We start from the raw sequence: 25,917 nt of genomic DNA on the forward strand, positions 1-25,917 counted from the left end.
CCGCGTCACCAAGCCTACCCGCTCCTTGACGGTCTTGAGATAGGCCTGGCCTCGAGCCGAAAAGCCTAGGACATGGACCGCTTCTGGCAAGGGAGTTTCCACCGCATTGACCAAGATGTAGGTCAGCACCCGCCGCACCCGCGCCTTGGTGTAGCGCTTGGTCGCAACGGCATCCACTAACTCCTCCACGGTCGCTGCGCTCCCAATAGCAGAGCGGATACGACTGGCTAGTTCTTCGTTAACTTGAAAGACCTGACTGAGATCTCGGTGGGTCGCAATCTGGTAGCGGAGCAGGGGAAAATAATTTCTCCAGCTTACCTTGGTCGCCTCTTCAAAAAGACTGGCAGACGGTAAAAAGTCACGCACCAAGTCCAACTGGTCAGCACCCTTTCGGATAGCTGTCGCCGAAGCGTAGGTCGTTTCCACCTCTTCCGAATGAAAACCAGCCCCCTGCCGCTGAACTGGACCGAGCTGAATTCCTGTCCCAGCCACCGCCTTAGCGTAAGCCAAGCCCAGAATATGATTGGGTGTATCACCTGTGAAAGTCAGCCCAGCAAACTCCTGCCACATGGCCTGGGTCTTCTGTGGATAAGAGAGATTGTCTGGCAAGTTTTTCACAAAATTTTCCATCTCTTCTGACTTATCCACATAGATATCCGCAATTTTCTGGTAATCCAGCATTTCTTCCGTACCGAAAACCAGTTTTTCCACACCCAGCTTGTGTAAAATGCTGATGGCTCCCTTGGCAAAATGGTCAGCCGACTGGACAGACACCAAAAAGGGCATCTCGACAACAAGATCTGCCCCGTGTTCCAAAGCCATCTGAGCCCGTGTCCACTTATCCACAATGGCTGGCTCACCCCGTTGCATAAAATTGCCAGACATAACCACAATTTTCAAGCCTTCCACCTGCTCCAGCAGATATTTATGCCCCGTGTGAAAGGGATTGTATTCTGCTATTATCCCTGAAATCATGCCTTGACCGCCTTGAAAAACCACCGCTGGCTAGTTTCTGTCGGAGCTTGATCTTCAAAGTCCGCAAAGACTTCCACAGATACAAAACCAGCTTGTTTCAAACATTCCACATAGGTTTCAATCGGATAGGTCCGCTCTTCATGAACTTCATCCCGACGGATAAACCGCTCCTCTTGACTGTCCTCATCTTTGACAAAGAAGGTCAATTCGTGAACAATGGAATGCTCATGCTCCCCTTCATAGGTATCCCAGACAAAGGCAAAATCCTCGTAGTTTTCATGGTAGCTATAACCTGCAAACACTTCCTCCATTTGATAAATAGAGTGAACGTCAAAAAGGAAAGTACCACCTGAATTGAGAACAGAGTGAACTCCTTCAAAGACCCGCAAAACAGCTTCTTGGTCCGCCATATAGCACAGACTGTCCGAGTAACAGGTCACCGCATCGAAATCTCCAACACCTTCCAGAGCCATCATATCTGCTTGGGCCAACTCCATCATGACACCCGCAGCTTCTGCTTTTTTCTGGGCCAATTCTAACATTTCATAGGACAGGTCAAGCCCTGTCACCTCATAACCCTTTTGAGCAAAACGCACAGCCTGAATCCCTGTTCCACAGGCTAATTCTAAAATCGTCTTGGTGTCTTGTGGCAAGTTCCGCAAGCTAAAATCTGTCCATTTATCATACAAGCTGTCATCCATGATTTCATCATAGACCGCCGCAAAGGTTTCATAAGTTGCCATATTTTTCCTTTCATAAAAAGCAGCCCATCGACTGCTTCATTAACTCATGCTGTGTTCAAGAAGTTCATTACTTCTAATTACATAATAGTGAACTCTCTTTGGTCACTTTCGAATTTTATGGTGACCAGCTGAAACAGTTCCCCAAACTGTTTCACTCCCACCCCCGCACAGCTCCAACAGTCAGAGTAGTGACTGTTGGAGGTTGGAAATGAAGCGAACTCGTTCGCATCAGCCGTATAGGTCAGATTTGGAGTGGGAAGCACGAACTGCTGTGATTTGCTTTGCAAATCCTATCTCCAACCTTAAACAGTCCCCCGGACTGTTTAAGCCAATCAACCACTGCGCTGAGATGTTGACTCAAGTTTCGAATAGTACACCCAAATCAAAATCTGTTTTCATATTTTTTCAAAAAGTCTATCATTTCTAATCACATAATAGTGAACTCTCTTTGGTCACTTTCGAGTTTTATGGTGACCAGCTGAAACAGTTCCCCAAACTGTTTCACTATTCCTCTTCTAAAAAGTCTGCGACTTCCAAGAAGCTGCCTTCATGCCATAATTTTTCAAGGTTGTAGAGGTCACGCATTTCTTCTGAGAAGATATGAATAACTACGCCTCCAAGGTCCAATAGGACCCAGCCACCGTTACTATCGCCTTCTACACGGCTACCCTTGATCCCGACTTCTGCTACCTTTTCACGGATGTTTTCCGCAATAGCCTCCAACTGCCGACTATTCATAGAGCTGGCAATCACAAAGTAGTCTGTCAGGCTGGTCACACCCTGAACATCAATTACAACAAGGTCCTCAGCTCGCTTGTCATCAGCAGCCTGAACCACAACTTTTACTAAATCTAGTTCTTTCATCTTATCCTCTAATTATATTTTCTAATCTATCCACCTGGGCAAAATTCCATGACCAGATGTTTTGGTAGTGGTCAATCAAGTCTTTGGCATCCAATTTGCCTGAATAACCTGTCGTCGTTCCGTCCCGAATCACAGCTACCTTGTAGCCTAGTTCAAAGGCTACTTTAATCGTCGTATCAATACAAAAATTGGTCGCCATACCCATGATGATGAGCTGCTCCATTCCCTTTTCCTGCAAATAAGCATGAAGCCCCGTTTCCTTGAAGGCACTGTTAAAGGTCTTATCGAAAATCTTCTCACTAGCTACGGGTGCAACAATTGAGTGAATCTCCCAGTCAGCAGTCCCCTTGACCAATTCCTGGTCATGATGTCGGACATGGATGACTTCTAGCCCCGCTTGACGAGCTTTTGTGATGCTATCTTGCCAGAGGGCTAATCGCTCTTCAATGGCATAAGGTTTTTCCTCCACTAGAAGGTTCTGAATGTCAATGACTAACAATGCAGATTTCATAGCTTAACACCAGGCGTTTCCAAACGGAAGACCAATTCCCTTTCTTCTTCACTATCCAAGACAAAACCATTTTTCTCCAAGAGATGAGCCATCTTCTGATTGCCCTTAACATAAGCTGCAATCAAATGGTCGCAGACAGGATGTGATTGAGCCATTGCTATTACGACCTCCAAAGCTGCCTGTCCATAGCCTTTCCCCTGAAATTCTTGACCAATCATAAACCGCCAGAGCATATATTGTTGGATGTCCTCATCAATGTCAATCAAGGCAAAACCAACCACCTGTTCATCCGCCCAGATGGCATAGGGGAAGACATCCCCGTTTTCTCTGTAAAGCCAAGCGTCAGCGAGTGAACGCACGTTTGGAGCCACGAAGACCTTATCTGCCTCGGCTACTGTCAAGTCCAAGACTGCTTGATAGGAGCTTTCATCCACAGATTTTAATGCAATCATCCCTACTCCTTCAAATAAGAAACATAGCCATTATAGGTTTCCAAAGTTTGTGGATAAATGGGAATCCCCTTCTTGGCTAAGTAGGAAATGGTTTGGGCAGTTTCATAGGCTACTGCCTTGTCCAAGGACTCTTTTGCGATACGACGCGCCTCGTCCACCCCAGGAAAATCCCGATTGGGTTCGATGTAGTCCGCCACATAGAGCACCTTGTCCAGCAAGGTCATCTGCCCAGCACCAATGGTGTGTCGTTGAATAGCTTGGAAAATTTCCTCATCTTTCAAGCCAAAATCTTCTGCGATTTTATAGGCGCCAACCACACCGTGCCAGATGTTATTATCCCAGTTGAGCAGGTCCTTGTCCAAATTATACTTGGCAATCAAGTCCAAAAAAACTTGGTCTTCCACTTCCTTAGCATAGTCATGCAAGAGTGCTGCTAGACTGGCTTTTTTCGGATCACAGCCATATTGGTCTGCCAATGCAAGCGCCGCCTGCTCCACACCCAAGACATGTTGGAAGCGCGCTGGCTTCATGGCTACACGGATTTTTTCCAAAAGAGCCTGACGGTCAAATGTCAAATCTGCTGCAATCATTGGTAAAGTCCTTTTTCTTCGATATAGTCCAGAACTTCATGAGGCACCATAAAATTCGGTACTCGTCCTTGCTTGATAAAGCTCCGCACCATGCTGGAGGAAATGTCCATCAAGGGTACATCTACCCAGATAACAGGATAGGACGTCCCTGCCTTGTAACGAGGGCGCTGGACACCAACAAACTGCACCAACTGGACCAATTCATCTATCCTGTGCCATTTTGGAAGATAGTCTACCATATCCGCACCGATGATAAAATAATAATCCGTATCAGGATTTTTTTCCTTCAACAACTTCATGGTGTCGTAGGTATAGCTGACACCACGGCGTTCCAGTTCAATGGTTTCAATCCCTAAGCCCTCAATACCTGCAATAGCCATCTTGAGCATGGAATAGCGATGGTATTCGTCAATGGTTTCTTTTTTATCCACATGAGGGGGAATGAATTCTGGCATGAGCAAGACTTCATCCAGCTTCAACTGTTGACGGACCTGGTCTGCCACAATCAAATGAGCATTGTGGACAGGATTGAAATTCCCTCCCAGAATCCCCACTTGTTTGCGATTGGTTTCTTTCTTTTCAACCTCTAATTCAACCTTGGTAAAGGGTGTTAAGAGTTCAATAGCCATAGGCTCTCCTTCTTAGATTTCTTTGACCTGTTTAGAAATTTTACGGTTCTCTTTCTTGCTAGATTGTTTGAATAAAATCAAGATGCGACCGATTTTTTGAACCGTATCCACACCGATTTCTTCTTCCAAGATTTCAGCTACTTCGTGGATGTTTTCATCCGTATTTTGTAGCAAGGTCACCTTGATCAATTCACGCGCATCCAAGGCCTGACGAACACTGGTTTTAATCTGGTCATTGAGACCATTTTTCCCAATCTGAATGATGGGCTTGAGACTGTGTGCCTGACTGTTCAAAAAGGCACGTTGTTTTGAAGTTAATGACATCTATTTTTCCTATGTTTCTATAATTTATTGGCTAACAAATGTAACCAGTACGCACATCTAAATAATCGCCTTGCGGATCACCACATCCACACCCTTAGGCGCCCAGGCAGCAATCTTGGCCTTTTCATTGACACGAATCCAACCAAGACCTGAGAAGACCACATCCGTCTTTTCGTTGATGGTAAATTCATGACGGACCAATTCAGGAAATTCTTTCAATTCCTTGCTGGTTGGTGGCACTAAAAGTGAGCCCGCATGCTTCTGGTAAAATTCACTAGCCCCCTGCAGCTTGGTGCGGTGGAGTTGGAGCTCATTGTCAAAGAAGGCCGTAAAGCCTTGGCGTTCACCAGCCACAAAGTCAAATCGTCCCAGACCAGCCAAGAACAAGGTTTGTTCTGGATTGAGCTGGTAGGTCTTTGGCTTGATTTCTTTCCGGGGGCTGATGTACTTGAGGTTTTTAGCCGTCAAATAATGGGCCATCTGGTGACGATGGATAATCCCTGGCGTGTCATAAATGAATGAACCATCATCCAGAGGAATTTCAATCTTATCCAGCGTCGTTCCAGGGAAACGTGAAGTCGTAATGACATCCTTATCCCCTGTAATTTCTTGGATAATAGCATTGATCAAGGTTGATTTGCCAACGTTGGTCACACCGACCACATAGACATCCCGTCCCTTGCGGTGTTGTTCAATCTTTTCAATCAAGTCCTTGATAGCCTGCTTGTTTTGGGCTGAAGTCAAGATCACATCAACTGGTCGCATGCCGATTTCATGCGCCCGTTCGGTCAACCACTGAGTGACCTTGCCTGTCTTGACAGACTTGGGTAAAATGTCCTGCTTGTTGCCGACCAAAAGCACGTCATTTCCTGAAATAAAGCGAGGCAAACCTGGAATGACTGAACCATTGAAATCAAAAATATCAATGACATTAACCACCAAGGCATCGCTTTCTCCCACGCTATGGAGGAGTTTTAAGAAGTCGTCATCTGAAATATTGACATCTGAAATCTCATTGTAATGGCGCAAACGGAAACAACGTTGGCAGTAGAGTTGCCCTGTTTCCAGGCCTTTTTCTAGGGCTGATTGAGGTGTATATCCAGCGACAGCCTTGTCTAGCGTCTGAATCTTGGCACCACAGCCGATACAAAATAATTCTTCCACTTACATCTCCCTCTTGTAGTCTATCGCCCCATATTTGGCGATGATTTTTTTCATGGTCCGTCGCTCACGCCAACGGTTAATCTGCGTATTGATCGAGTCCGTCTTTATCAAGGGTTTGACCAAGACAGACTTGAGACCAGCTCGCTTAGCAGCCCGAATGTCCGTCATCAACTGATCACCAATCATGACCACTTCATGTGGCTGGACATTAAAGCGTTTCAAGGCTCGGTTAATCCCAAAGGTGAAAGGCTTGAGAGCGAAGGCTTCAAATTCAATCCCAAATTTTTCAACCGCCCGTTTGACACGTTCGTATTTATTGTTAGACACCACCACAACGGGAATGCCTGCGTCCTGCAAATCATGTAACCACTGGCGCATCTCTGGCGTTCCATCGGGATTGTTCCATGCAATCAAGGTATTATCCAAGTCAACAAACACTACTCTGATGCCATGTTTTTTCAAGCTTTCGACCGTCACGTCATAAGCCTTTTCCAAGGCAAAATCTGGCATGTAATTTTCTAAACTCACTATCGACTCCAAAGTTTTTTATCAGACAATTATACCATTTTTCCAAGAAAAATGCGAATGGATAGCCAAAAGGAAAAACACCCGGTAACCCGAGTGTTCATCAGCAAGTTTAGCTCTTTTCTAAAATCCAATCTTTAGGAATGAATATCATGTGAGTCAGGAGCCAATCAATATCTAGTGAGTATTTTGAGAAGGCAAAGCCAATTTGCTCTACTCCTGAACCATCATCATCCATCCCCAAAATAGTCGATGCATGTCCGTAATCAGCATGACTATCATCAAAGAGTCGCCAAGTGAGTGCTTTATAGACTAATTTTTTTGCATCGTACAAAGTATAGCATTCTCTGAATTCAGAAAAAGCTAAACAATCTTTTCCTTTGGGCTCCACACCCTTGATTTGGGCAATGGCAATCAAACTTTCATAATTGTGGTAACGTAGGGAATTGTTTAAAGATTGGGCCAAGCTCACTGCATAATCCAATGCTAAATCACTCACCTCAACTGCCACAGTCCCCAATTGCTCGCGGATCGGATTCAATAAATTCGCAGCAAATCGAGCCAGTTCTTCTCGAATCTCCTGAGGTAGATTCTCAATATCTTCTAGAATGACCTCTCTGTCTTGTTCGGCGCCCCTGTAAATGTTCGTTTCAAGACCTTCCTCGCCAAGGCGCTCTAATTCCGGGTCAAAGCCCTTTTTTCCTGCTCGAACGTACTCCAACAGAGTAGCGTAGTAGCCTTCCGGCAACAAAATCTGATCACCCAAATATGGTGCTTCAATAGTTGTCATGTTTTTCTCCCCCACGTTTATTTATATTGTTATTGTAACAAGTTTATATTTTTTTGTAAACCTTTTCAACTCTTATTACATACTTATACGAATGATAAGAAATTCATAGGTCATCTCTTACCAAAACAAACGTGTCCCATGAACCTGGTCAACTGGTAATTTTTGTAATAAGTCGGGTAAATTGTCTACTGTTAAGCCACCACCGATTAAGATTTCAATTTTGCCTTGAGCATAGGCTGCAATTTCCTTTAACCATTCCACATTGTTCAAGGCAGAGCCAGTCAAACTTCCTCTTGTCAAAATCCGAGTCACCCCATGCTCTGCCAGCCAATCAAGTGCTTCAAACTGGCGATCGCGAGGGATTTGGTCAAATGCCATGTGAAAGACAATCTGACAGCCCTGCGATACCGCAATCAGCCGTTCCAGCGCTGCTTCATCCAGCCATTTTCCTTTGTCAAGACACCATAGACCAAACCATCTGAGCCCTGCTCTTTAGCTACTTTACAATCCTCGAGCATGATCTCTAGCTCTGCCTCGTCGTAGCAAAAATCGCCACCGCGGGGACGAATCATGGTCATGACTGTTGCATCCTGTTCATGTGCCAGTTGACAAACATATTTGATTACAGCATAGCTCGGTGTCGTCCCTCCTACTGCCAAATTATCGCAGAGTTCAATCCGCTGGGCACCCATCGAAATAGCTTTGGCAACATCTATATGGTTTTCAGAACAAAATTCTTTTATCACGGTCATTCCTCTCCAAGTCTTTTTCTTAAGTATAACAAAAAAAGAGTATATTAACCAATACTCTTTTCGGAAATAATGACATCCTTTAATGATATGAGAAGAACTGCTGATAAAATCAAGGCCATGCCTAGAAAATCAATCGTATAAAAATGTTCATCGACCAACCAGACCGCAAAAAAGACTGATGCAATTGGCTCGATAGAAGCTAAGAGGCTACCATTTACCGGTCCCACCATACTGACACCTTTGAGAAAGGCCGTATAGGCAAAAATGGTCCCAACACCGACAATCCCCAGTAAGCCCAACAGACTACCTCCATCAAGCGGAAGATTGCCCTGCCAGGTTTGTAAACCAAGCGTAACCACAAAGCCGCCCATCAGCATTCCCAGCCCTATCACCACCATACTGCCGTATTGACGAATCAGTTTTCCTGGCAAAATAATATAGAGCGCATAGGTAAAGGCAGAGAAAATTCCCCAGAATAAGCCAATTGGCGTCACAGCCAACTCATCCAATTTGCCATGGGTTGCAATTAAAAATGTACCTGCGATGGCCAAGATAATTGAAACCAACTCAATTCCTGATGGTTTTTCCCTATTTTTCAAACAAGTATAGGCCAATACCAAGACAGGACAAAGATATTGTAAAACCGTAGCCGTTCCTGCATTTGTATAGTAAATCGCTTGCAGGTAGGCCATTTGATTGAGTACCAAACCAAGCATAGCAAAGACAAAAATTCCTAACAAAGCCTGTTTGCTCTTTAAAACCCTAATTAACTGCTCTCTAGCTGTCAAATTGGCTAGCCCCAGCAGGAAAACACCGGATACCATCAACCGAAGGGAGGTAATCATATCCACTGAGACACCACGTGACATCAAGTACTGCCCGCTTACGCCCGAAAGCCCCCAAGCTATCCCTGCAGCTAAAGTTATCAAGGTTCCCAATCTCTTATTTGCCATCCTATCTCCTTTTCACAATGCGAATAGTCCTATTATACCAAAAAGAGTAGGACACCGTCCCACTCTTTCATTTCATTATTATGCTAAGCCCACAAACTCTACAAATCGCATAAAGGCTGCCTGTCCTTCTGGAGTGCGTTTGTAGACACCTGCATCCTCTAGGACACGGGCAAAGATTTGTCCGACGGAGGCTCGAATGACCTCTTCAGCCGTCACTTCTGTCACAACTGGATGTTCTGCTTTTAACCTGTCTGCCCAAGGCTGATGATAAACTGCCACCTGACTAGCTTGCCCCAGTAGGTATTTCTTGACTTCTGCTAATTCTGCTTTTAAGCGTGGAGGCAAAATCGCCAAGCCCATGACCTCAATCAAGCCGATATTTTCTTTCTTAATGTGTTGCACATCTGGATGTGGATGGTAGATACCATCTGGAAATTCTTCCGAGGTCTGATTGTCGCGGAGAACCAAATCCAGCTCGTACACATCCCCTCGCTTCCGGGCAATCGGGGTGATGGTATGATGGGGAGTTCCATCCGTCTCAGCCTTAATCTGAACACTATCATCTGAGTAGCTCCGCCATTTTTCCAAAATCTTAGTCGCTAAACCAAGAAGCGCTAGCTTATCTGCCGAGCTCAAACGAATCACCGACATGGGCCACTTGACAATGCCCGCCGAAACGGACTCAAAGCCATCGAAGACCAGCTGGCGCTCAATCGGCGCCTTTTCCATGGCAAAACTGTGCCGCCCACCCTGATAGTGATTGTGGGTCAAGATGGAGCCACCCGAAATTGGTAGGTCAGAGTTGGAACCGACAAAATAATCTGGAAAGATGTCTAGCAGGTTCAAGAGCTGTTCAAAGGTTTGAGAACTGATGACCATAGGCACATGCTCTTGGTTCAAGAAAATAGCATGTTCATTGTAGTAAGCATAAGGCGAATACTGGAAGCCCCACTTTTCCTGTCCAAGATCCAAGCGAATAATGCGGTGGTTGGCACGCGCAGGATGATTAATCCGGCCTTGGTAGCCCTCGTTTTCCATACAAAGCAGGCACTGAGGGTAGTTAGAAGCCTTTGCCAAGCGAGCCGCCGCAATAGCCTTAGGATCCTTCTCTGGTTTGGACAGATTGATGGTAATTTCTAGGTTACCATAGTCTGTCGGTGTTTGATAATAGATATTTTTGGCAACAGCAGCCACCTTGATGTAGTCATTGCGCTTGCTCAAGGCATAGAAATCTGCCACAGCCTGCTCTGGGCTGTCCTGGTAGGTCTGCCAGAAATCACGATTGACCTGACTAGGACTAGGCGTGATTAAGTCCATCAAACAAGCCCCGACCATGTCCTGCTCTTCCAACAATTCTCCCACAAATCCAGTTCGAACCCCGTGAGCCAATAGTTCTTCCTTGAGTTCAATCAAGTCTGTTAGCTCTGTTTGGACAGTCAAAACTTGCTCACCTACTAAGGCTAAAACCCGATTTCGCAGGTAAAGAGCATCCATTTCCTCAAAATCACTGTTGGCAATAACCTGCTCAACAAAACGATCCACCAATCCAGCCATCATTTCTCCAATCTATTTTCGAGATAAAACGCGAGAGCCTCCAGCAATCTCCGCTACATAGAAGCTTGGTTCATATCCAACCACTTCAGTATAGGTCTTGCCGACATTTTCCGTGAAGGCTTCAACCTTATCCTTGTGGACAATGGCAATACCACAACCGCCGAAACCTGCACCTGTCATCCGAGCACCAAGAACTCCTTCTTGCTCCCAAGCTGTGTGAGCCAAGGTATCCAATTCCAAACCTGTCACTTCATAATCATGTTCCAAGGAAACATGGGAAGCATTGACCAAACGACCAAAGGTTGCCAAATCCCCTTCTTCCAAGGCCTTACGCGCCTGCAAGGTCCGTTGGTTTTCCAAAACAGCATGGCGGGCACGCTTGATGCGGTTATCATCTTTGATTAAGTAACTATATTGGTCAAAGGTCCACTCATCCAATTCACCTAGAGTTTGAATAGTCAAGACTGCATTCAATTCTTCCACAGCTTTTTCACATTCCGCACGGCGCTCGTTGTACTTAGAATCCGCCAATTCACGACGTTTGTTGGTATTCATGATGACGATCACATGGTCTCCCAAATCCAATGGCACCAATTCATATTCAAGCGTATTGGTATCCAGATAAATGGCACGTTGGTCCGCTCCCATACCAATCGCAAACTGGTCCATGATGCCAGAATTGACACCGATAAAGTGATTTTCCGTTTGTTTCCCAATTTTCACCAAATCAAGACGCGTCAACTCAAGACCGTACAATTCTTCTGCGATAATGCCGATCAAGAGTTCCAAGGAAGCTGATGAAGACAAGCCTGAACCATTTGGAATATTACCGTAAACAAAGACTTCCATACCTGTATCAATGGTATGCCCAGCTTCTTGCAAGAACTTGAGAACACCCTTAGCATAGTTGGTCCAGTTGTCCGCCTTATCAAAGACCAAGTTGTTCAAATCCACTTCGATAATTCCAAGCTCTTCAAAGTTTGCAGAATAGAAGCGCAAAACTTGGTCATCACGTTTGCGAGCAGCACCGTAAGTCCCTAAGGTAATGGCTGCTGGAAAGACATGACCACCGTTGTAGTCTGTATGCTCACCAATCAGGTTAATCCGCCCAGGTGAGAAGAAAGTCGCATCCGCCTCTTGACCAAACACATCGAGAAAGGCTTGCTTGAGTTGTTCTATGTTCATAAGAACCTCCTTGATTTTGTAATCGTTTTCTTTTATTGTACAACTTTAAAATATAAAAGTCAATATATTTACTAAAAATTTACTAATTTTGCATTTTATGCTATACTAGATACAAATAGATAGGAGAATCCCATGGTTACCATTAAAGACATCGCTGAAAAGGCTCAATTATCATCTGCCACCATTTCCCGCGTTCTCAAGGGCGACCTGACCCTATCCGTCAGCCCAGAAACCCGACAAAAAATCATGAACTTGGCTCAAGACTTAGGCTACACCAAACACCTCAAAAAACAAGCACCCCAACAAAAAGGCACCATCGGTATTGTCCAATGGTACACCGAGAGCGAAGAGCTGGCTGACCTCTACTACTATTCCATCCGTGCCAACATCGAGCAGACCGCCAGCCTTCTCGGCTATCAAATCGTTCGCTCCTTCAACAACTTGACCAATCCCCTCCTTCAAGGATTGGACGGTATCATCGCAGTTGGCAAATTTTCTTCTGGGCAAATAGCAGAGCTGGCTAGCTTGTCTTCCAAACTGATTTTTGTGGATTCTGATACGCTGACCGAGGGATTCTCCTGTATCACGACTGACTTTGAACACTCTGTTCAGACAGTTATCGACCACTTCCGTTCACAAGGGCTGACTGATATTGGACTCCTAGTCGGACAGGAAGAAACCACAGACGGACACCAACTGCCAACAGATCCCCGCCTGACCGCCTTTCGGACCTATCTAGGCTCCTTGGGCATGCTCCAAGAAAGTTATATCTATCAAGGAAAATTCTCAACTCAATCTGGCTATGAGCTGATGAGCCAGGCTATCGCAGACCTGGGTGACCAACTGCCACCTGCCTTTTTCATGGCAAACGATACTCTGGCTGTCGGCGCCCTTCGAGCACTTCAAGAGCGCCAAATAGCCGTTCCCGAACGTGTCCAACTCATCACCTTTAATGATACTGCCATCACGCGCCAGGTCTACCCAGCCCTGTCATCCATCAGTGTCTACACCGAAGAAATGGGGCAAGAAGCCATGCAGCTGCTGGACCGTGTCATTGCGAGTCCACAGCCCCACCACCCCCGCAAAATCAAGCTGGGAACCCAGCTGGTAATTCGGGAAAGTTCTTACTAATAAGGTATAAGAAAATCTTCCTACTTTTGAGTAAGAAGATTGTCTATTGAGTTATCATTCAATAATACCATGTCTATAATTAAAGGCATGGGCTTCAATTTCTTCGATTGTATCAGGGAATCGTTGTACCAACCTAGCATTCAATAGTTTCTTCACCCCCTCTTGTGGAGTGAGTTCACCTACAATTAGTGCATTGCGTAAGTATTCTCGAATTTTCCAATACTGTTTTGCATCTTCCACTAACACTTTTTGATATTTTTTAGGTCTAGCCAAAATCATTCTAATTAAAATAACAAATACAGAGAGTCCGAGGATAGAACCTACATCTGAGAGTCCAAATGGAACAGAGAGTAATAAAGCAGCCACTCCAGTTAACCAAGGGTGCCTTTTCATAAAAACAATTAATTTATGAAAATTAAAATCTTGAGTTAATTCTTGATAATCTATTTGAATTTCAGAAATATTTAAAATAGATACTTTATTTGGAAATGGATATGTGCGATTTTCTAAACGTCCGTCAACATCTAAATGACATAAATCATCACGAACTATTTGATCAAAATAATTTTTCTGATACGCCTTGACTTTATTTTCTGCATTTTCTTCAGATACAGTTAGTGTCTTCTGAATACCAATTTTAGCTGCCGCATGTCCTAGTGTCAAACCAGAACTAACTTTTAATGAATCTATAAATAATCCTACTTCTTATCCTCTCCTTTTTCTCACTACTCTTACTAGACCAATACCAGCGAATATTACTCCAACAATCCCCAAAACCGAATAGGTTTCACCTGTCATTGGTAACACTCCGAATAGTTTCTTCGGTTCCTGTTTTTTTGCAGTTGTTTTTTCTTCTGAAGCATTTGTCTTTGATTCAGAACTTGACGTTGATGTTGATGAAGCTGCAGTTTCCGAACTTGAACTTGTTGAAGACGAAGCAGTTGTTTCTTCCTCTTTTACAACAAAATTAGGGTTTGTAAAGGAAGCTAGTACACTTGGATTAGAATAGTCTTCTGCACCAATTGTTACTGTCCACCCAACATTTTTTAGTGTTTGACCTTCTAGAAGAATACCAAATTCTACTTTTGCATCCGGACCAGCATAGCCACCAATACCATTCAGACCAAAAAGTCCATGATTCACAGTATCGCTGGTAATCACAAATCCATTTTCTGATACCTTTCTCAAGGTCGTCATATTCCCAATCAAATCTCCATCAGAGTAAACAGCAGCATATGAACCGTCACCAGAAATAATTAGGGAAGAAGGGCGGCCTGGTTTTGTACCATTCGGAGTTTCAACCGTGGTCCAAGTTCCTACAAGTTCGCTTGGAAAAGAAATTTCTTGACCAAGAGCAGCATCTCTCATAGCCTTTGGCAATAGTGAAGCTTGCTGAGCTTGAACTGCTTGTTCGGAAGAACCTGCAGAAATAGGGGTTGCCAATGGTTTATAATCTAATAGCGACAAATCAACTTCTGTCTTACCAGAAACATCAATCGCTCCAGCGGTATCTCCAACTCTATAGTCTGCTTCTTGAAGCAAAATAACTTCTCCATTGGTCTCGGATAATTGATATAGCTTAGCATTTATCTCACCAGATCCCCGAGAAATACCAACTATTTGAATAGTTCCGTCATCATATACCTGAAAATTATCACCACCTGCTGGTCCAAAAATCTTACCAATTAGTAGTGTCGGGGTTTGCTGATTAGCATAGTAAAGAGCAACTGGGTTGATAGAACCATCTTCTTTCTTTTCACCAATAACCAACTCTTCCTGACCATTTTTATCTATATCAAAAAGAGCATAATGGAATTCTTTTGAACCTACTGAGTTCAATGCATAACTCTCATTAGGAACCGTAGTCAAAGTGGATTGATAAACTAAGCTGTCTGCTTGAACCGATTGAGTTCCAACTAAACCAAGAACAGCAAAAGACAAAATGGAAAGTTTTAAATAATTCTTTTTCATACTTTTTTCTCCTATTTTATATACCATATTATTGTAAATCGGATGCTACATAAATACTAAACAGTGCCTCAATTGCAGTTACTTTTTAACTAAAACTATTTCATTATCACCATCGCTTTCAGCAATTCGTAAAATATTCCCCTCCTTTTCAAATATCATTTCAACAGGTTCAGCATCTTCAGAAGAGTATAGATCTAATGTTTTATTAGAAGGATTAATATTTTTGATGATTGCCTCTTTCGACTTATCCCCATCAGTCATAATTAAATCTGCTGTTTCACCATGGATTACGACTGTCATAGAAATACCATCGTATTCTCCATAATAGTTACCATCTAAATATCTTTTTAGAAGTTCCATACCTGAAAACAAAACAATTACTACTACAACACCAACGGTTAGTAACTGTTGTTGCTTGTTTAAGCTTAAAAACCAATTTTTTATTGATTGCACTAATGTTTTTAGATTTTCCATTTTAACCTCTTTTTTATTTTTTATAATAGATAGATTTATTATATCAAAAAAAACGCTACCATTTTCGAAATCGAATCTATGGGTTCAAAATTCCCTAAAAACTCAACAAACAGTTTATATTTTTTACTATAGGTCATAATATTTGGATTTTTATCACAGTTTTCGATATACTAATCTTAAATAGAAAGGCTGGGTTACTATGACAAATCTATATCCATTTGGACAAACATACAAGCAACTTCGAGAAATGAGGGGGTTAAGCTTGAAAGAAGCTGCTTCAAATATCGTTTCTCCACAATTTCTTAGTCGCTTTGAAAAGGGAGAAAAAGGAATTTCACTCGAAAACTTCAGTCGCCTACTAATCGTACTTGGTTTAGAATGGAAAGACTTTGCTAATGCATATGCAAATAATGGTGGGGATTGCATCGAATTTCCTGCTTTTGAATATGCAAAACATGTCAAAAACGAAGAAGACATGATTCAGTACCTACCCGAGTATGAAAAATTATTCGAAAGTTATTTAAAAGATAGCCCTATCCAAGCAGAAATGTTACTAAAGGCCATCAAACTTCGTCACTATACTGTAATAGATAAATCAGACCAAACAATCTCTAAAATTCAGAATATTATTGATTATTTGATGAGACTTTAAACTTATAATAGTGCTGAATTAGAAATATATTATATCATTGCCAGTCATTGTCCTCTGAAATTTATAGAACATATGACAAAACAATTATTATTCATGTACAAACAAAGTGCCGATACAGATACCTATATTCGTATCTTGAATGGCCTAACCTATACTGCTAGTTACTATTCAAAACAAGGTTTCTATTCCAAGGCTAATGATATTATCCAAGAAGTGAAAAAACAACAAACTTATGAACGTGGCTATTTATCAACCCCTCTCATGTTTTTAGAAACCGTACATGTCTACAATCTATTACGTTGGAATAAAGAAGAAGCAATCGAACTTGCAAGAAATCTATTAAAGTATATGGAAAGTGCTAAGTTTATCGATGAAAATTACTACTCTAACTCCATTAAAGCTTTTATTTATCATTTCAACCAACTTAATCAAACAGGTAAGGACCTTTTTTAAAGATAGTACAAAAAACCGAGAGTTCACAACGAATTCTCGGTTTCTTCTATTCAATTTAATCCAACAACTTAGCCAATTCCTGTGCCAAAAGTTGTTGTGCAACTTGTGGGTTGGCTTGTCCTTTAGTCGCTTTCATCAAGAAACCTGTAAAGGCCTTATCAGCATTGCGTTTGCCAGACTTGAAGTCAGCTACAGCCGCTTCGTTATCCGCAAAGACTTGGTGGATAATCGGAATGAGGACAGCTGGATCTGAAATCTGTACCAAGCCAGCCTTCTCAACGTAAGCCTTAGCAGAACCACCTTCCTTAGCCAAGTGAACAAAGACTTTCTTGGCAATCTTAGATGAAATAGTGCCATCCGCAATCAAGGCAATCATCTCCACCAAGTTTTCAGGTGTTAAGGCGATTTGCTCAACAGTCTTACCTTCAGCATTGAGGAACTGAGCCACTTCACCCTGCAACCAGTTAGAAACTTGTTTAGCATCGCCACCTGCTGCCACTGCTGCTTCAAAGAAGTCAGACAAGGCCTTTGTTGACGTCAACTGACCAGCATCGTAGGCGGTCAAGCCCAAGTTTTCCACATAGTGAGCACGGCGAGCCTTTGGAAAGACTGGCAATTCTGCACGCACTTCCTCAATCCAGCTATCATCAATCTCATAAAGTGGAAGATCTGGCTCTGGGAAGTAACGGTAGTCCGCTGAACCTTCCTTGACACGCATGAGAATAGTTTCCCCAGTAGATTCATCGTAACGGCGAGTCTCCTGCTGGATTTGACCACCTGAACGCAAGATTTTGGCCTGACGTTCTACTTCGTGCTGCAAGCCCTTGCGCACATAGTTGAAGGAGTTGAGGTTTTTCAACTCAGTCTTGGTACCAAATTTCTCCTGACCATAAGGACGAAGAGAGATGTTGGCATCCACGCGCATAGACCCCTCTTCCATCTTGACATCTGAAATACCAGTATATTGGATAATTTCCTTGAGGGCTGTCAAGTAGGCATAGGCCTCTTCAGGCGAGCGCATATCGGCTTCTGATACAATCTCAATCAAAGGCACCCCCTGACGGTTGAGGTCCACATAAGAATAGCCATCTGTCCCGTGGGTATTCTTACCAGCATCCTCCTCCAAATGCGCACGCTCGATACGGATTTTCTTGGTGGAACCATCTTCTAGCTCAATCTCAATCCAGCCATTGTAGCCAATCGGCTCGTCAAACTGGGAAATCTGATAGGCTTTCGGGTTATCAGGATAGAAATAGTTCTTACGGTCAAAGTGCATATCCTTGTGAATGTCCATGTTCAAAGCCAAGGCAGCCTTAATACCAGCATCCACAACACCCTTGTTAAGAACAGGCAGAACTCCAGGGAAAGACCAGTCAATCACGTTAGTATTGGCATTTGGATCCTCACCAAAATGAGCAGATGAAGGTGAGAAAATTTTCGAGTTGGTATTCAACTCCACATGGACTTCTAGACCAATAATCGTTTCAAAGTTCATTAGTTAGCACCTCCAAAAATCACTGGTTGTTGCTTGTGGTAGTCTGTTGTCGCTTCAAAGGCAGCAGCCACTTGGTAAATGGTCTCTTCTGAGTATTTTGGACCAATCAACTGCAAACCGACTGGCAAGCCTTCTACAAAACCAGCAGGAATCGAAATACCTGGAAGACCAGCCAAGTTGACAGGAATGGTCAAAAGGTCCGCCAAGTACATAGCCACAGGGTCATGGTTAAGCGTGTCCAAACCAAAGGCTACCGTCGGAGCAGTTGGCCCCAAAATCAAGTCATAGTCCGCAAAGACCTTTTCAAAATCTTGGATAATCAAGGTCCGCACCTGACCAGCCTTCTTGAAGTAGGCATCGTAGTAACCAGATGATAGGCTGAAAGTTCCCAACATAATACGGCGTTTGACTTCCTCACCAAAACCTTGGCTACGGGTTTTCACGTAAATCTCTTCCAAGTTGGTCGCATCTTCTGCACGGAAACCATAACGGATTCCGTCAAAACGCTGCAAGTTAGAAGACGCCTCTGACGAAGCGATGATGTAATAAACAGCAACCCCATACTTAGAATGTGGCAGGCTGACTTCTTCAATGATTGCTCCCAAGCTTTCCAAGTGCTTAGCCGCTTTGAGAATAGTTTCCTTGACCTGCGGATCAATCCCTTCCCCCATGTATTCTTTTGGCAAAGCAATCTTCATACCCTTGATGTCTTGACCAATCTTGCTAGTAAAGTCAGCAATTTCATTAACAGTAGATGTTGCATCCTTACCATCATGACCAGAGATGACATTGAGCAACTGGGCATTTTCCTTAACTGTCTGTGAAAATGGACCAATCTGGTCAAGAGATGAACCAAAGGCAATCAAGCCAAAACGTGACACTGTTCCATAGGTCGGTTTCATACCAACAATACCATTAAATGCTGCAGGTTGGCGAATAGAACCACCTGTATCAGAACCAAGTGACAAACGGACCTGACCAGCAGCAACTGCAGCTGCCGAACCACCTGAAGAACCACCAGGAACTTTTGTCTGATCCCAAGCATTCTTAGTCGGTTTGAAGGCAGAGTTCTCATTCGAACCACCCATTGCAAACTCATCCATGTTGGTCTTACCAACAATAATCATATCCTTTGCGTAGGCTTGGGAAACTGAAGTCGCATCAAAAATCGGCTCGTAGTTATAGAGCATTTTTGATGCTGCCGTGGTCAAAATACCCTTGGTTGAGATATTGTCCTTGACTGCCAAAGGAATCCCTGCCATAACATTGTCCGCATCAATCCCTTTTTCATCAAGAGCAGCAGCCTGCGCCAAGGCCTCATCTTCTGTGATAGTCAAGAAAGCATCCACTGCTCCCTCACGGCTCTTGATGTCTTCCAAGGTTGCCTTGGTCAACTCAACCGCAGAAATCTCCTTTTTGACAAGGAGGTCATGCAATTCATCAATGGTTTTATTGTTAAACGTCATTAGGCATCTCCTCCCCCGTCTAGAATAGCTGGTACCTTGATAAAGTTATCTTGTGATTCAGGCACATTTTTAAAGAGCTCCTCACGGCTCTCACCTTTTTGGGCAATATCTGATCGCAAGACATTCTTACGGTCGGCCATAGTGGTCGTCACCGCAACACCTGTCGTATCTACTTCATTGAGCAATTCAACCATATCGACAATCTTGCTCAAACTTGTCGCAAATTCCGCTGTTTCCTGGTCCGAAAATTCCAGCTTAGACAGCTTGGCAACGTGACGGACTTCAGCTTCAGAAATCTTCATTCTTACTTTCCTCCTAATGGAAATCTATCTTCTCATTATACCATATTTCCAGCTCCACACAAAGGTAGATATTCCCTCCGATGGAAGCTTTTTTCGGCAAAAAACCAGTCTAACGACTGGTTCCAAAACCCTAATCTATTATCGTCGCACCAAGCACATGGCGCAGATGGTTGAGAGCAAACTGATGTCTCTCCTCCGTCAATGCGGCAATTGCAGAAGCCACGACCTCAATCCGATAGCCTTTATTGTAGGCATCAATAGCTGTATGCAGGACACAGATATCAGACAGGACACCTGTCAAGACCACCGTATCCACCCGACGTTCTCTCAAACGAACATCCAAGTCCGTACCAGAAAAGGCCGAATAATGTCGCTTGTCCATCCAACGAACACGCGCATGGTCCTTGTTTTTGCTATAAAAATCCGCCAAAGGACCGTACAAATCTCGCCCGTCTGTTCCCATGATATTGTGAGGTGGAAAGAGCTTGCTTTCAGGATGCAAGTCATCCCCCTCTTCATGACCATCAATGGCAAAAACGATATAGTCCCCATTTTCAAATGCTTCTTTTGTCACCTGGGCAATCCGCTCAGCAATAGCCTGGGCAGGTTTCCCCGCGGTTAATTTGCCCTGGTCAGCCACAAAATCAACCGTATAATCAATCAAAATCAATGCTTTTGTCATCTTAGTAGTCACGTTTCTTAATTTCATCAAAGATAGCTGGAATCAAGACCTTTAAATAAGTTCCCTTCATACCAAGTGAACGACTTTCAATAATCCCTGCACTCTCCAACTTACGTAGAGCGTTAACAATTACAGAACGAGTAATACCGATACGGTCAGCAATAACAGAAGCCGTCAATTGACCTTCATTTCCGTTCAACTCACCCAAAATAGCAGCAACAGCCTTCATTTCAGAATAAGACAGGGTATTAACTGCCATATTGACCGCTGCACGTCGACGAATATTTTTCTCATCCTCTTCCCTCTGGAAGTTGAGCAATTGGATCCCTACTACTGTTGCCGCAATCTCAACCAAAATCAAATCTTCTTCGTGGAATTGCTCTTCATTACGCCAGATAATCAAGCTGCCAAACCGAATCCCAGTCACATGGATAGGCGCAATAGTAGTCAAACCCTTAGGATAGGTAGCACGAGATTCCACAGGAATAGCAGTCAATTCACTCTCCACAGGCAGGTTGACCTGAGTATCATAAACCTGGGCGACAGCCTTTACATATTCTTCTGGATACTGTTTGTTAATATAGAACTCTTCAACCCTGTCGTTATTGGTCTTATAGTTCATATGATAGCCTAAAATTTCACCCTCACTATTGATGATACAAGAATTACAATCAATAATATCTGACAAGTGCTCCGCAATGGCATTATAAGGCAATTCTTCTGCCAGTTGCTCTTCGGAACGCTTCAAAATGGAAGTAATATCCCGAGTTTTTTCTAATAATGTTGTCATATGTTCCTCTTTTTACTGTAGTTACATTCATTATACCGAATTATCAGGCAAATTTCAATAATTATCAGAAAATTTACTATTGTTGGAAAAGTACTGACAATTTAAAGCAAGAAAAAAGAGCCGATTTTGATCAGCTCCACTTTATCTACGGTATTGGCGCAAGAAACGCGTCATTTTTTCTTGAATTTCGGCCAATTCATCCACCCGTGGCAAGTAAACGATACGGAAATGATCTGGCTCTTTCCAGTTAAATCCACGTCCATGTACCAAAAGGACTTTCTCCTGTTTCAAGAAATCCAAAACAAACTGTTCATCATCTTCCACACGGTACATATCTCGGTCAATCTTAGGAAAGACATAAAGCCCTGCCTTTGGCTTGACAGCTGACAAACCAGGAATATCATTGATGGCCTTGGTGATAAATTCTCTTTGTTCATACAAACGTCCACCCGGCATCAAGAGCTCATCAACCGACTGATACCCACCCAAGGAAGTCTGAACAACCTGCTGGGCCAAAACGTTTGAACACAAACGCATATTGGACAACATATTCAAGCCTTCGATATAGCCCTTCACGTGTTTTTTAGGGCCTGACAAGACCATCCATCCTACACGGAAGCCACAGATACGATGGGATTTTGACAAGCCATTCATGGTTACGACAAACAAGTCAGGTGCCAAGGTCGCAATCGGAATATGAACAGCCCCATCAAAAACCATCCGATCATAAATCTCGTCAGAGAAGATAATTAGCTCGTGCCTACGAGCAATGTCAATGATTCCCTCCAAAATTTCCTTAGGATAGAGGGCACCCGTCGGATTATTTGGATTGATTAAAACGATTGCCTTAGTGCGTGAAGATACCTTGGATTCCATATCCTCCAAGTCTGGATACCAGTCAGCTGCCTCATCACAAACGTAATGCACAGCCTTGCCCCCAGCCAAGCTTACTGCCGCAGTCCAAAGTGGATAGTCAGGCATAGGAACCAAGACCTCATCACCATTGTCTAGCAAGCCTTGCATAGACATAACAATCAGCTCACTCACACCATTTCCAAGGTAAATATCTTCAATATCCACATTTGGAAATTTTTTCAATTGGCAATACTGCATAATAGCCTTGCGCGCTGAGAAAATCCCCTTACTATTCGAATAACCTTCCGACTTTCTAGCATTATGAATCAGGTCGCGGATGACTTCATCGGGCGCTGTAAAACCAAATTCTGCCGGATTTCCCGTGTTCAAACGAAGAATCTGTTCCCCATTGGCCCGCATTCGCATCGCTTCTTCCAAAACTGGACCACGAATATCGTAGGCTACATCATCTAATTTAGTAGATTTATTAAATTGTTTCATGTCGTTACCTCGACTTTCTATCTAGTTAATATTTTAGCTAAAAATGAAAAAAATCACAAGAATTCTTTACTTTTTCAATAAAAAGACTTATAATATAAATGTAATGTTAACTTATTTTTTAATTGCTTATCGAAAGGAGTGACTATTATGACACAATCTTATAAAACAATTCTTGTAGCAGTAGATGGTTCAAAAGGAGCTGAATTAGCTCTACACAAGGCCATTCACGTTGCCAAACGAAACCAAGCACGTTTGGTCATTGCCCATGTAATTGATACGAGAGCCCTTCATAATGTCGTTGCATTTGATGCGTCCGTCTACGAATCTCTAGAAAAAGAAGCCGAGTTACTCTTAGAAGAATATAAGCAAGAAGCCACAAACGCTGGACTCACAGATGTTCAACTTCGCATTGAGTTTGGCAATCCAAAAACACTACTAGCAGTTGATATTCCAAAAGAAACAGGTGCCGACCTTATGTTACTTGGAGCCACCGGTCTAAATGCTTTCGAACGCCTCCTAATCGGATCATCATCTGAATACATCTTACGCCACGCAACAATCGATCTACTCATTGTCCGCGACAGTGAAAAAATCCTATAAAACCATAAAAGACTTGAATTATGTATCAAGTCTTTTCATTTGCCTATAAAGCTCCTCAGCAATCTTCTTCTCTGGTGCAAACTTCTCTTCCCAGTCATCAGGTTTTAAAATTTTATGAGTGATTGGATCGAAATGAGCCTTACCATCTGGAAACCGTTTCCCCATATTTGCGGCATGGACTAGGTCAAAAATTGGTGCCGGATCGACTCCCATCAAGACAAAAGAACCATAGGTGAAATAAAGGGTATCTAGTAAGGCATCCACTTGGTTTTGTAAGGATACTTCAGCTGCCCTCTTTTTCGTAATTTTTTGAGCAGCCTTTTCCAAGTCCTTATGTAGTTGAGCTATCCCTTCATTGAACATCTCCTCATTTTCAGAAGCTGCATGGACAAACTCAACCAGTTCTTCTACCTTAAATCCTGCCCGATACAAGGCCGACTGCCAATCGTACACCTTAGGAATTTCCTGGGTCTCTCCATCCATTACTGCATGGAAATCCTTCACTTTATTAAAATTGCTATCCTTACTTTGAAACATGATCTCCCTCAATGACACCAAAATGAATCAAGGCTTTGTAAATACCGTCACGGTTATTGGTATCTGTCACATAAGAGGCCACCTGTTTGACCTTTTTTGTCCCATTTCCCATAGCTACTGAATGCTTGATTTCTTGAAGCATTTCAAAATCATTATTTGAATCACCAAATACCATCACCTCATCCATATCAAATTGGTAATGCCCTGCAAGATTTGCAATCCCTGTCAACTTCGAAGCACCCTTACTAATAATATCCGTTGCAAAAGGACTAGAACGAGTAAAACTCAGATCTGAAAATGATGCCTCTAACTGCCTTGTTTCCTTCTCTGTTACCAACAACATCATCTGATAAATAGGTTGTGTATTATGAAGTCTTAAATCTTCTTGTTCCTGAGGACTAATCCAACGAATAATTCGATTAAAAATAAAATTAATAACCCCTGCCCAAGAATCTGGAATCATTCTTGTAATACGGTAAGCCAAATTCCCAGTCCCCATACTCATAATTCCACTTCCAACAACTCCTTTAGCAGTACCGAATGATAAATCCTTATGATTCTGCTGGGCAAAATCAATAATATGGTTCACTGTAACCACATCAATCGTGCGGCTGTAAATCACATCTTCTCTCGAAAAAATATATTGACCATTATATGCTACTGCAACGTCCAACCCGAGACTTGCCATATATTGTAAAATAAATCGAGGGTCACGCCCAGTTGCTAAGCCAACTAAAATCCCCTTTGCTTTCAAAGAGTTAATAGCAAGAATAGTCGACTTACTAACCGTACGATTATCAGTCAATAATGTCCCATCGATATCAAAAAATACAGCCTTGATTGCCAACCATCTCACCAACTTTCTTAAAATTATGCTACAATTAGTATAACACACTTTGAAAGAAACAGAAAATTTATGAAAAAAATTCTCGCACTTCACACAGGTGGAACCATCTCCATGCAGGCCGATCAAGAGGGTCAAGTTGCAAGTAGCCAAGTAAATCCAATGACCCAAATCGACACACCCATTGAAGAAATTCAAGTTACATCCGTCGATTTTCTCAATGTTCCAAGTCCGCACATTCGTCTCGAACACATGATGGCTCTTTATCAAAAAATTAAGGTTGAACAAGCGAACTACGACGGTTTTGTCATCACACATGGTACTGATACACTTGAAGAAACAGCCTATTTTCTCGATACGATGGCCATTCCTGAAAAACCAATTGTCCTAACTGGTGCCATGCGTTCTTCCAATGAACTTGGCAGTGACGGAGTTTACAACTATCGAACGGCCCTGCGGGTCGCAGCTGATGAAAAATCAGCAGACAAAGGTATCTTGGTTGTCATGAATGATGAAATTCATGCCGCAAAATATGTCACTAAAACCCACACAACCAACGTGTCTACCTTCCAGACACCTACCCATGGACCACTTGGACTGGTTACAAAACGAGAAATTCTATATTTTAAAACTGCAGAACCTCGAGTTCGCTTTGATTTAACGTCTATTTCAGGAACAGTTCCCATTATCAAGGCTTATGCAGATATGGACTCTGTTCTCCTTGATTCACTCTCACATTCAGCCATTTCAGGCTTGGTCATCGAAGCCCTTGGAGCGGGAAATCTCCCACCAACCATCCTTCCTGCCATCCAAAACCTTCTCACTCAAAACATTCCAGTCGTCTTAGTTTCTCGTTGCTTCAACGGAATTGCAGAACCTGTCTATGCCTATCAGGGTGGTGGTATTCAACTAGAACAAGACGGCATCCTCTTTGTCAAAGAATTGAATGCACAAAAAGCTCGACTTAAGCTACTAATTGCCCTCAACGCAGGTTTGAAAGGGCAAACTTTGACTGATTATATCCAAGGCTAAACCTCACATATCGTCATTTAGACAATATGTAAAGACCCCCAGTTGAGAATTCGTGGATTTACCTGTACACTAGAATAAAAAAACAATCAACTTCTAACAGGAATTATCACACTCAATTGGA

Annotated in this window: 28 protein-coding genes and 2 pseudogenes; 5 read left to right on the top strand and 25 right to left on the bottom strand. The window is 42.9% G+C overall.

Translation table 11 applies throughout. From position 1 onward, the window contains the following. The 15 genes and pseudogenes from C1E99_RS09385 to C1E99_RS09460 form a co-directional block, all read right to left on the bottom strand. On the bottom strand, window positions 1-975 hold a 975-nt coding region (locus C1E99_RS09385), incomplete at its 3' end, for a nucleotidyltransferase (RefSeq protein ID WP_105207370.1). Continuing rightward, window positions 972-1,718, bottom strand: coding sequence for a class I SAM-dependent DNA methyltransferase (locus C1E99_RS09390; protein WP_105207371.1), 747 nt, complete (start codon window positions 1,716-1,718; stop codon window positions 972-974). The genes C1E99_RS09390 and C1E99_RS09385, both read right to left, overlap by 4 nt. Before the next feature lie 504 nt (window positions 1,719-2,222). Next, the gene (rsfS, locus tag C1E99_RS09400) at window positions 2,223-2,582 is read right to left on the bottom strand and encodes a ribosome silencing factor (RefSeq protein WP_105207373.1); all 360 of its coding nucleotides are present in this window, start codon (window positions 2,580-2,582) and stop codon (window positions 2,223-2,225) included. 1 nt (window position 2,583) lies between these two features. After that, entirely contained in the window at window positions 2,584-3,093 is a 510-nt protein-coding gene (locus tag C1E99_RS09405) for a cysteine hydrolase family protein (RefSeq protein ID WP_105207374.1), read from the bottom strand. After that, window positions 3,090-3,545, bottom strand: a complete 456-nt coding sequence (locus tag C1E99_RS09410) for a GNAT family N-acetyltransferase (RefSeq protein WP_105160093.1) — start codon at window positions 3,543-3,545, stop codon at window positions 3,090-3,092. Before C1E99_RS09410 ends, C1E99_RS09405 begins: the two co-directional genes overlap by 4 nt. A gap of 2 nt (window positions 3,546-3,547) precedes the next feature. Further along, on the bottom strand, window positions 3,548-4,135 hold the full coding sequence (gene yqeK / locus C1E99_RS09415; protein ID WP_105207375.1) for a bis(5'-nucleosyl)-tetraphosphatase (symmetrical) YqeK: 588 nt from the start codon (window positions 4,133-4,135) through the stop codon (window positions 3,548-3,550). After that, complete coding sequence (locus C1E99_RS09420; RefSeq protein WP_014637492.1) at window positions 4,132-4,764, bottom strand: nicotinate-nucleotide adenylyltransferase; 633 nt, start codon at window positions 4,762-4,764, stop codon at window positions 4,132-4,134. The genes yqeK and C1E99_RS09420 overlap by 4 nt, the downstream gene beginning before the upstream one ends. 12 nt (window positions 4,765-4,776) lie before the next feature. Continuing rightward, a complete protein-coding gene (gene yhbY, locus C1E99_RS09425; RefSeq protein WP_004195298.1) occupies window positions 4,777-5,088 on the bottom strand; it encodes a ribosome assembly RNA-binding protein YhbY in 312 nt (103 codons plus the stop codon). A gap of 57 nt (window positions 5,089-5,145) precedes the next feature. Beyond that, window positions 5,146-6,252 (bottom strand): ribosome biogenesis GTPase YqeH, encoded by a 1,107-nt coding sequence (gene yqeH / locus C1E99_RS09430; protein ID WP_105207376.1) that lies wholly within the window; start codon window positions 6,250-6,252, stop codon window positions 5,146-5,148. Continuing rightward, entirely contained in the window at window positions 6,253-6,780 is a 528-nt protein-coding gene (locus C1E99_RS09435) for a YqeG family HAD IIIA-type phosphatase (protein WP_105207377.1), read from the bottom strand. Window positions 6,781-6,889: 109 nt separating this feature from the next. Then, window positions 6,890-7,567: an SEC10/PgrA surface exclusion domain-containing protein gene (locus C1E99_RS09440; protein ID WP_105207378.1), complete on the bottom strand. Its 678-nt coding sequence runs from the start codon at window positions 7,565-7,567 to the stop codon at window positions 6,890-6,892. Window positions 7,568-7,684: 117 nt separating this feature from the next. Further along, window positions 7,685-8,313, bottom strand: a pseudogene (locus C1E99_RS09445) (copper homeostasis protein CutC). Window positions 8,314-8,363: 50 nt separating this feature from the next. Further along, entirely contained in the window at window positions 8,364-9,272 is a 909-nt protein-coding gene (locus C1E99_RS09450; protein WP_105207379.1) for a DMT family transporter, read from the bottom strand. A gap of 78 nt (window positions 9,273-9,350) precedes the next feature. Continuing rightward, window positions 9,351-10,826: a UDP-glucose--hexose-1-phosphate uridylyltransferase gene (gene galT / locus C1E99_RS09455; RefSeq protein WP_161951181.1), complete on the bottom strand. Its 1,476-nt coding sequence runs from the start codon at window positions 10,824-10,826 to the stop codon at window positions 9,351-9,353. A 12-nt stretch (window positions 10,827-10,838) separates the two neighbouring features. Then, window positions 10,839-12,011 (bottom strand): galactokinase, encoded by a 1,173-nt coding sequence (locus C1E99_RS09460; protein ID WP_105207381.1) that lies wholly within the window; start codon window positions 12,009-12,011, stop codon window positions 10,839-10,841. 132 nt (window positions 12,012-12,143) lie between these two features. Between C1E99_RS09460 and C1E99_RS09465 the strand changes: the two genes are divergently transcribed. Then, the gene (locus C1E99_RS09465) at window positions 12,144-13,142 is read left to right on the top strand and encodes a LacI family DNA-binding transcriptional regulator (RefSeq protein WP_105207382.1); all 999 of its coding nucleotides are present in this window, start codon (window positions 12,144-12,146) and stop codon (window positions 13,140-13,142) included. Window positions 13,143-13,196: 54 nt separating this feature from the next. On the opposite strand, the gene C1E99_RS09470 is transcribed toward C1E99_RS09465, so the two are convergent. The 3 genes from C1E99_RS09470 to C1E99_RS09480 all read right to left on the bottom strand — a co-directional run bounded on the left by C1E99_RS09470 (window position 13,197) and on the right by C1E99_RS09480 (window position 15,587). Next, on the bottom strand, window positions 13,197-13,805 hold the full coding sequence (locus tag C1E99_RS09470) for a hypothetical protein (RefSeq protein ID WP_105207383.1): 609 nt from the start codon (window positions 13,803-13,805) through the stop codon (window positions 13,197-13,199). Between the two features lie 42 nt (window positions 13,806-13,847). Beyond that, window positions 13,848-15,113 carry an LPXTG cell wall anchor domain-containing protein gene (locus C1E99_RS09475; RefSeq protein ID WP_105207384.1) on the bottom strand — a complete coding sequence of 422 codons (1,266 nt, stop codon included), beginning with the start codon at window positions 15,111-15,113 and terminating at the stop codon, window positions 13,848-13,850. A gap of 78 nt (window positions 15,114-15,191) precedes the next feature. Further along, on the bottom strand, window positions 15,192-15,587 hold the full coding sequence (locus C1E99_RS09480; RefSeq protein WP_105207385.1) for a hypothetical protein: 396 nt from the start codon (window positions 15,585-15,587) through the stop codon (window positions 15,192-15,194). 199 nt (window positions 15,588-15,786) lie between these two features. On the opposite strand from C1E99_RS09480, the gene C1E99_RS15255 reads away from it, so the two are divergent. Then, on the top strand, window positions 15,787-16,239 hold the full coding sequence (locus tag C1E99_RS15255) for a helix-turn-helix domain-containing protein (RefSeq protein WP_269088948.1): 453 nt from the start codon (window positions 15,787-15,789) through the stop codon (window positions 16,237-16,239). A gap of 72 nt (window positions 16,240-16,311) precedes the next feature. Next, window positions 16,312-16,692 (top strand): hypothetical protein, encoded by a 381-nt coding sequence (locus tag C1E99_RS15260; protein ID WP_238146225.1) that lies wholly within the window; start codon window positions 16,312-16,314, stop codon window positions 16,690-16,692. A gap of 55 nt (window positions 16,693-16,747) precedes the next feature. Here the strand turns inward: C1E99_RS15260 and gatB are convergent, their stop codons facing one another. From gatB to C1E99_RS09515, 6 genes are all read right to left on the bottom strand, one after another. Then, complete coding sequence (gene gatB / locus C1E99_RS09490) at window positions 16,748-18,187, bottom strand: Asp-tRNA(Asn)/Glu-tRNA(Gln) amidotransferase subunit GatB (RefSeq protein WP_105207386.1); 1,440 nt, start codon at window positions 18,185-18,187, stop codon at window positions 16,748-16,750. Beyond that, the gene (gatA, locus tag C1E99_RS09495) at window positions 18,187-19,653 is read right to left on the bottom strand and encodes an Asp-tRNA(Asn)/Glu-tRNA(Gln) amidotransferase subunit GatA (protein ID WP_105207387.1); all 1,467 of its coding nucleotides are present in this window, start codon (window positions 19,651-19,653) and stop codon (window positions 18,187-18,189) included. The genes gatB and gatA overlap by 1 nt, the downstream gene beginning before the upstream one ends. Further along, window positions 19,653-19,955 carry an Asp-tRNA(Asn)/Glu-tRNA(Gln) amidotransferase subunit GatC gene (gene gatC / locus C1E99_RS09500; protein ID WP_105207388.1) on the bottom strand — a complete coding sequence of 101 codons (303 nt, stop codon included), beginning with the start codon at window positions 19,953-19,955 and terminating at the stop codon, window positions 19,653-19,655. The genes gatA and gatC overlap by 1 nt, the downstream gene beginning before the upstream one ends. A gap of 130 nt (window positions 19,956-20,085) precedes the next feature. Beyond that, complete coding sequence (locus tag C1E99_RS09505; protein WP_105207389.1) at window positions 20,086-20,637, bottom strand: cysteine hydrolase family protein; 552 nt, start codon at window positions 20,635-20,637, stop codon at window positions 20,086-20,088. 1 nt (window position 20,638) lies between these two features. Next, the gene (codY, locus tag C1E99_RS09510; RefSeq protein WP_105207390.1) at window positions 20,639-21,427 is read right to left on the bottom strand and encodes a GTP-sensing pleiotropic transcriptional regulator CodY; all 789 of its coding nucleotides are present in this window, start codon (window positions 21,425-21,427) and stop codon (window positions 20,639-20,641) included. A gap of 141 nt (window positions 21,428-21,568) precedes the next feature. After that, complete coding sequence (locus C1E99_RS09515; protein ID WP_105207391.1) at window positions 21,569-22,783, bottom strand: pyridoxal phosphate-dependent aminotransferase; 1,215 nt, start codon at window positions 22,781-22,783, stop codon at window positions 21,569-21,571. Window positions 22,784-22,930: 147 nt separating this feature from the next. Between C1E99_RS09515 and C1E99_RS09520 the strand changes: the two genes are divergently transcribed. Beyond that, complete coding sequence (locus tag C1E99_RS09520; protein WP_105207392.1) at window positions 22,931-23,383, top strand: universal stress protein; 453 nt, start codon at window positions 22,931-22,933, stop codon at window positions 23,381-23,383. A gap of 18 nt (window positions 23,384-23,401) precedes the next feature. On the opposite strand, the pseudogene C1E99_RS15265 reads toward C1E99_RS09520, so the two are convergent. Then, a pseudogene (locus C1E99_RS15265) lies at window positions 23,402-24,767 on the bottom strand (HAD-IIB family hydrolase). A 69-nt stretch (window positions 24,768-24,836) separates the two neighbouring features. On the opposite strand from C1E99_RS15265, the gene C1E99_RS09535 reads away from it, so the two are divergent. Next, complete coding sequence (locus tag C1E99_RS09535) at window positions 24,837-25,796, top strand: asparaginase (protein ID WP_105107458.1); 960 nt, start codon at window positions 24,837-24,839, stop codon at window positions 25,794-25,796. Window positions 25,797-25,917: the final 121 nt, after the last annotated feature.

This window comes from Streptococcus suis, from assembly GCF_002964045.1.
Lineage (GTDB): Bacteria > Bacillota > Bacilli > Lactobacillales > Streptococcaceae > Streptococcus > Streptococcus suis_U.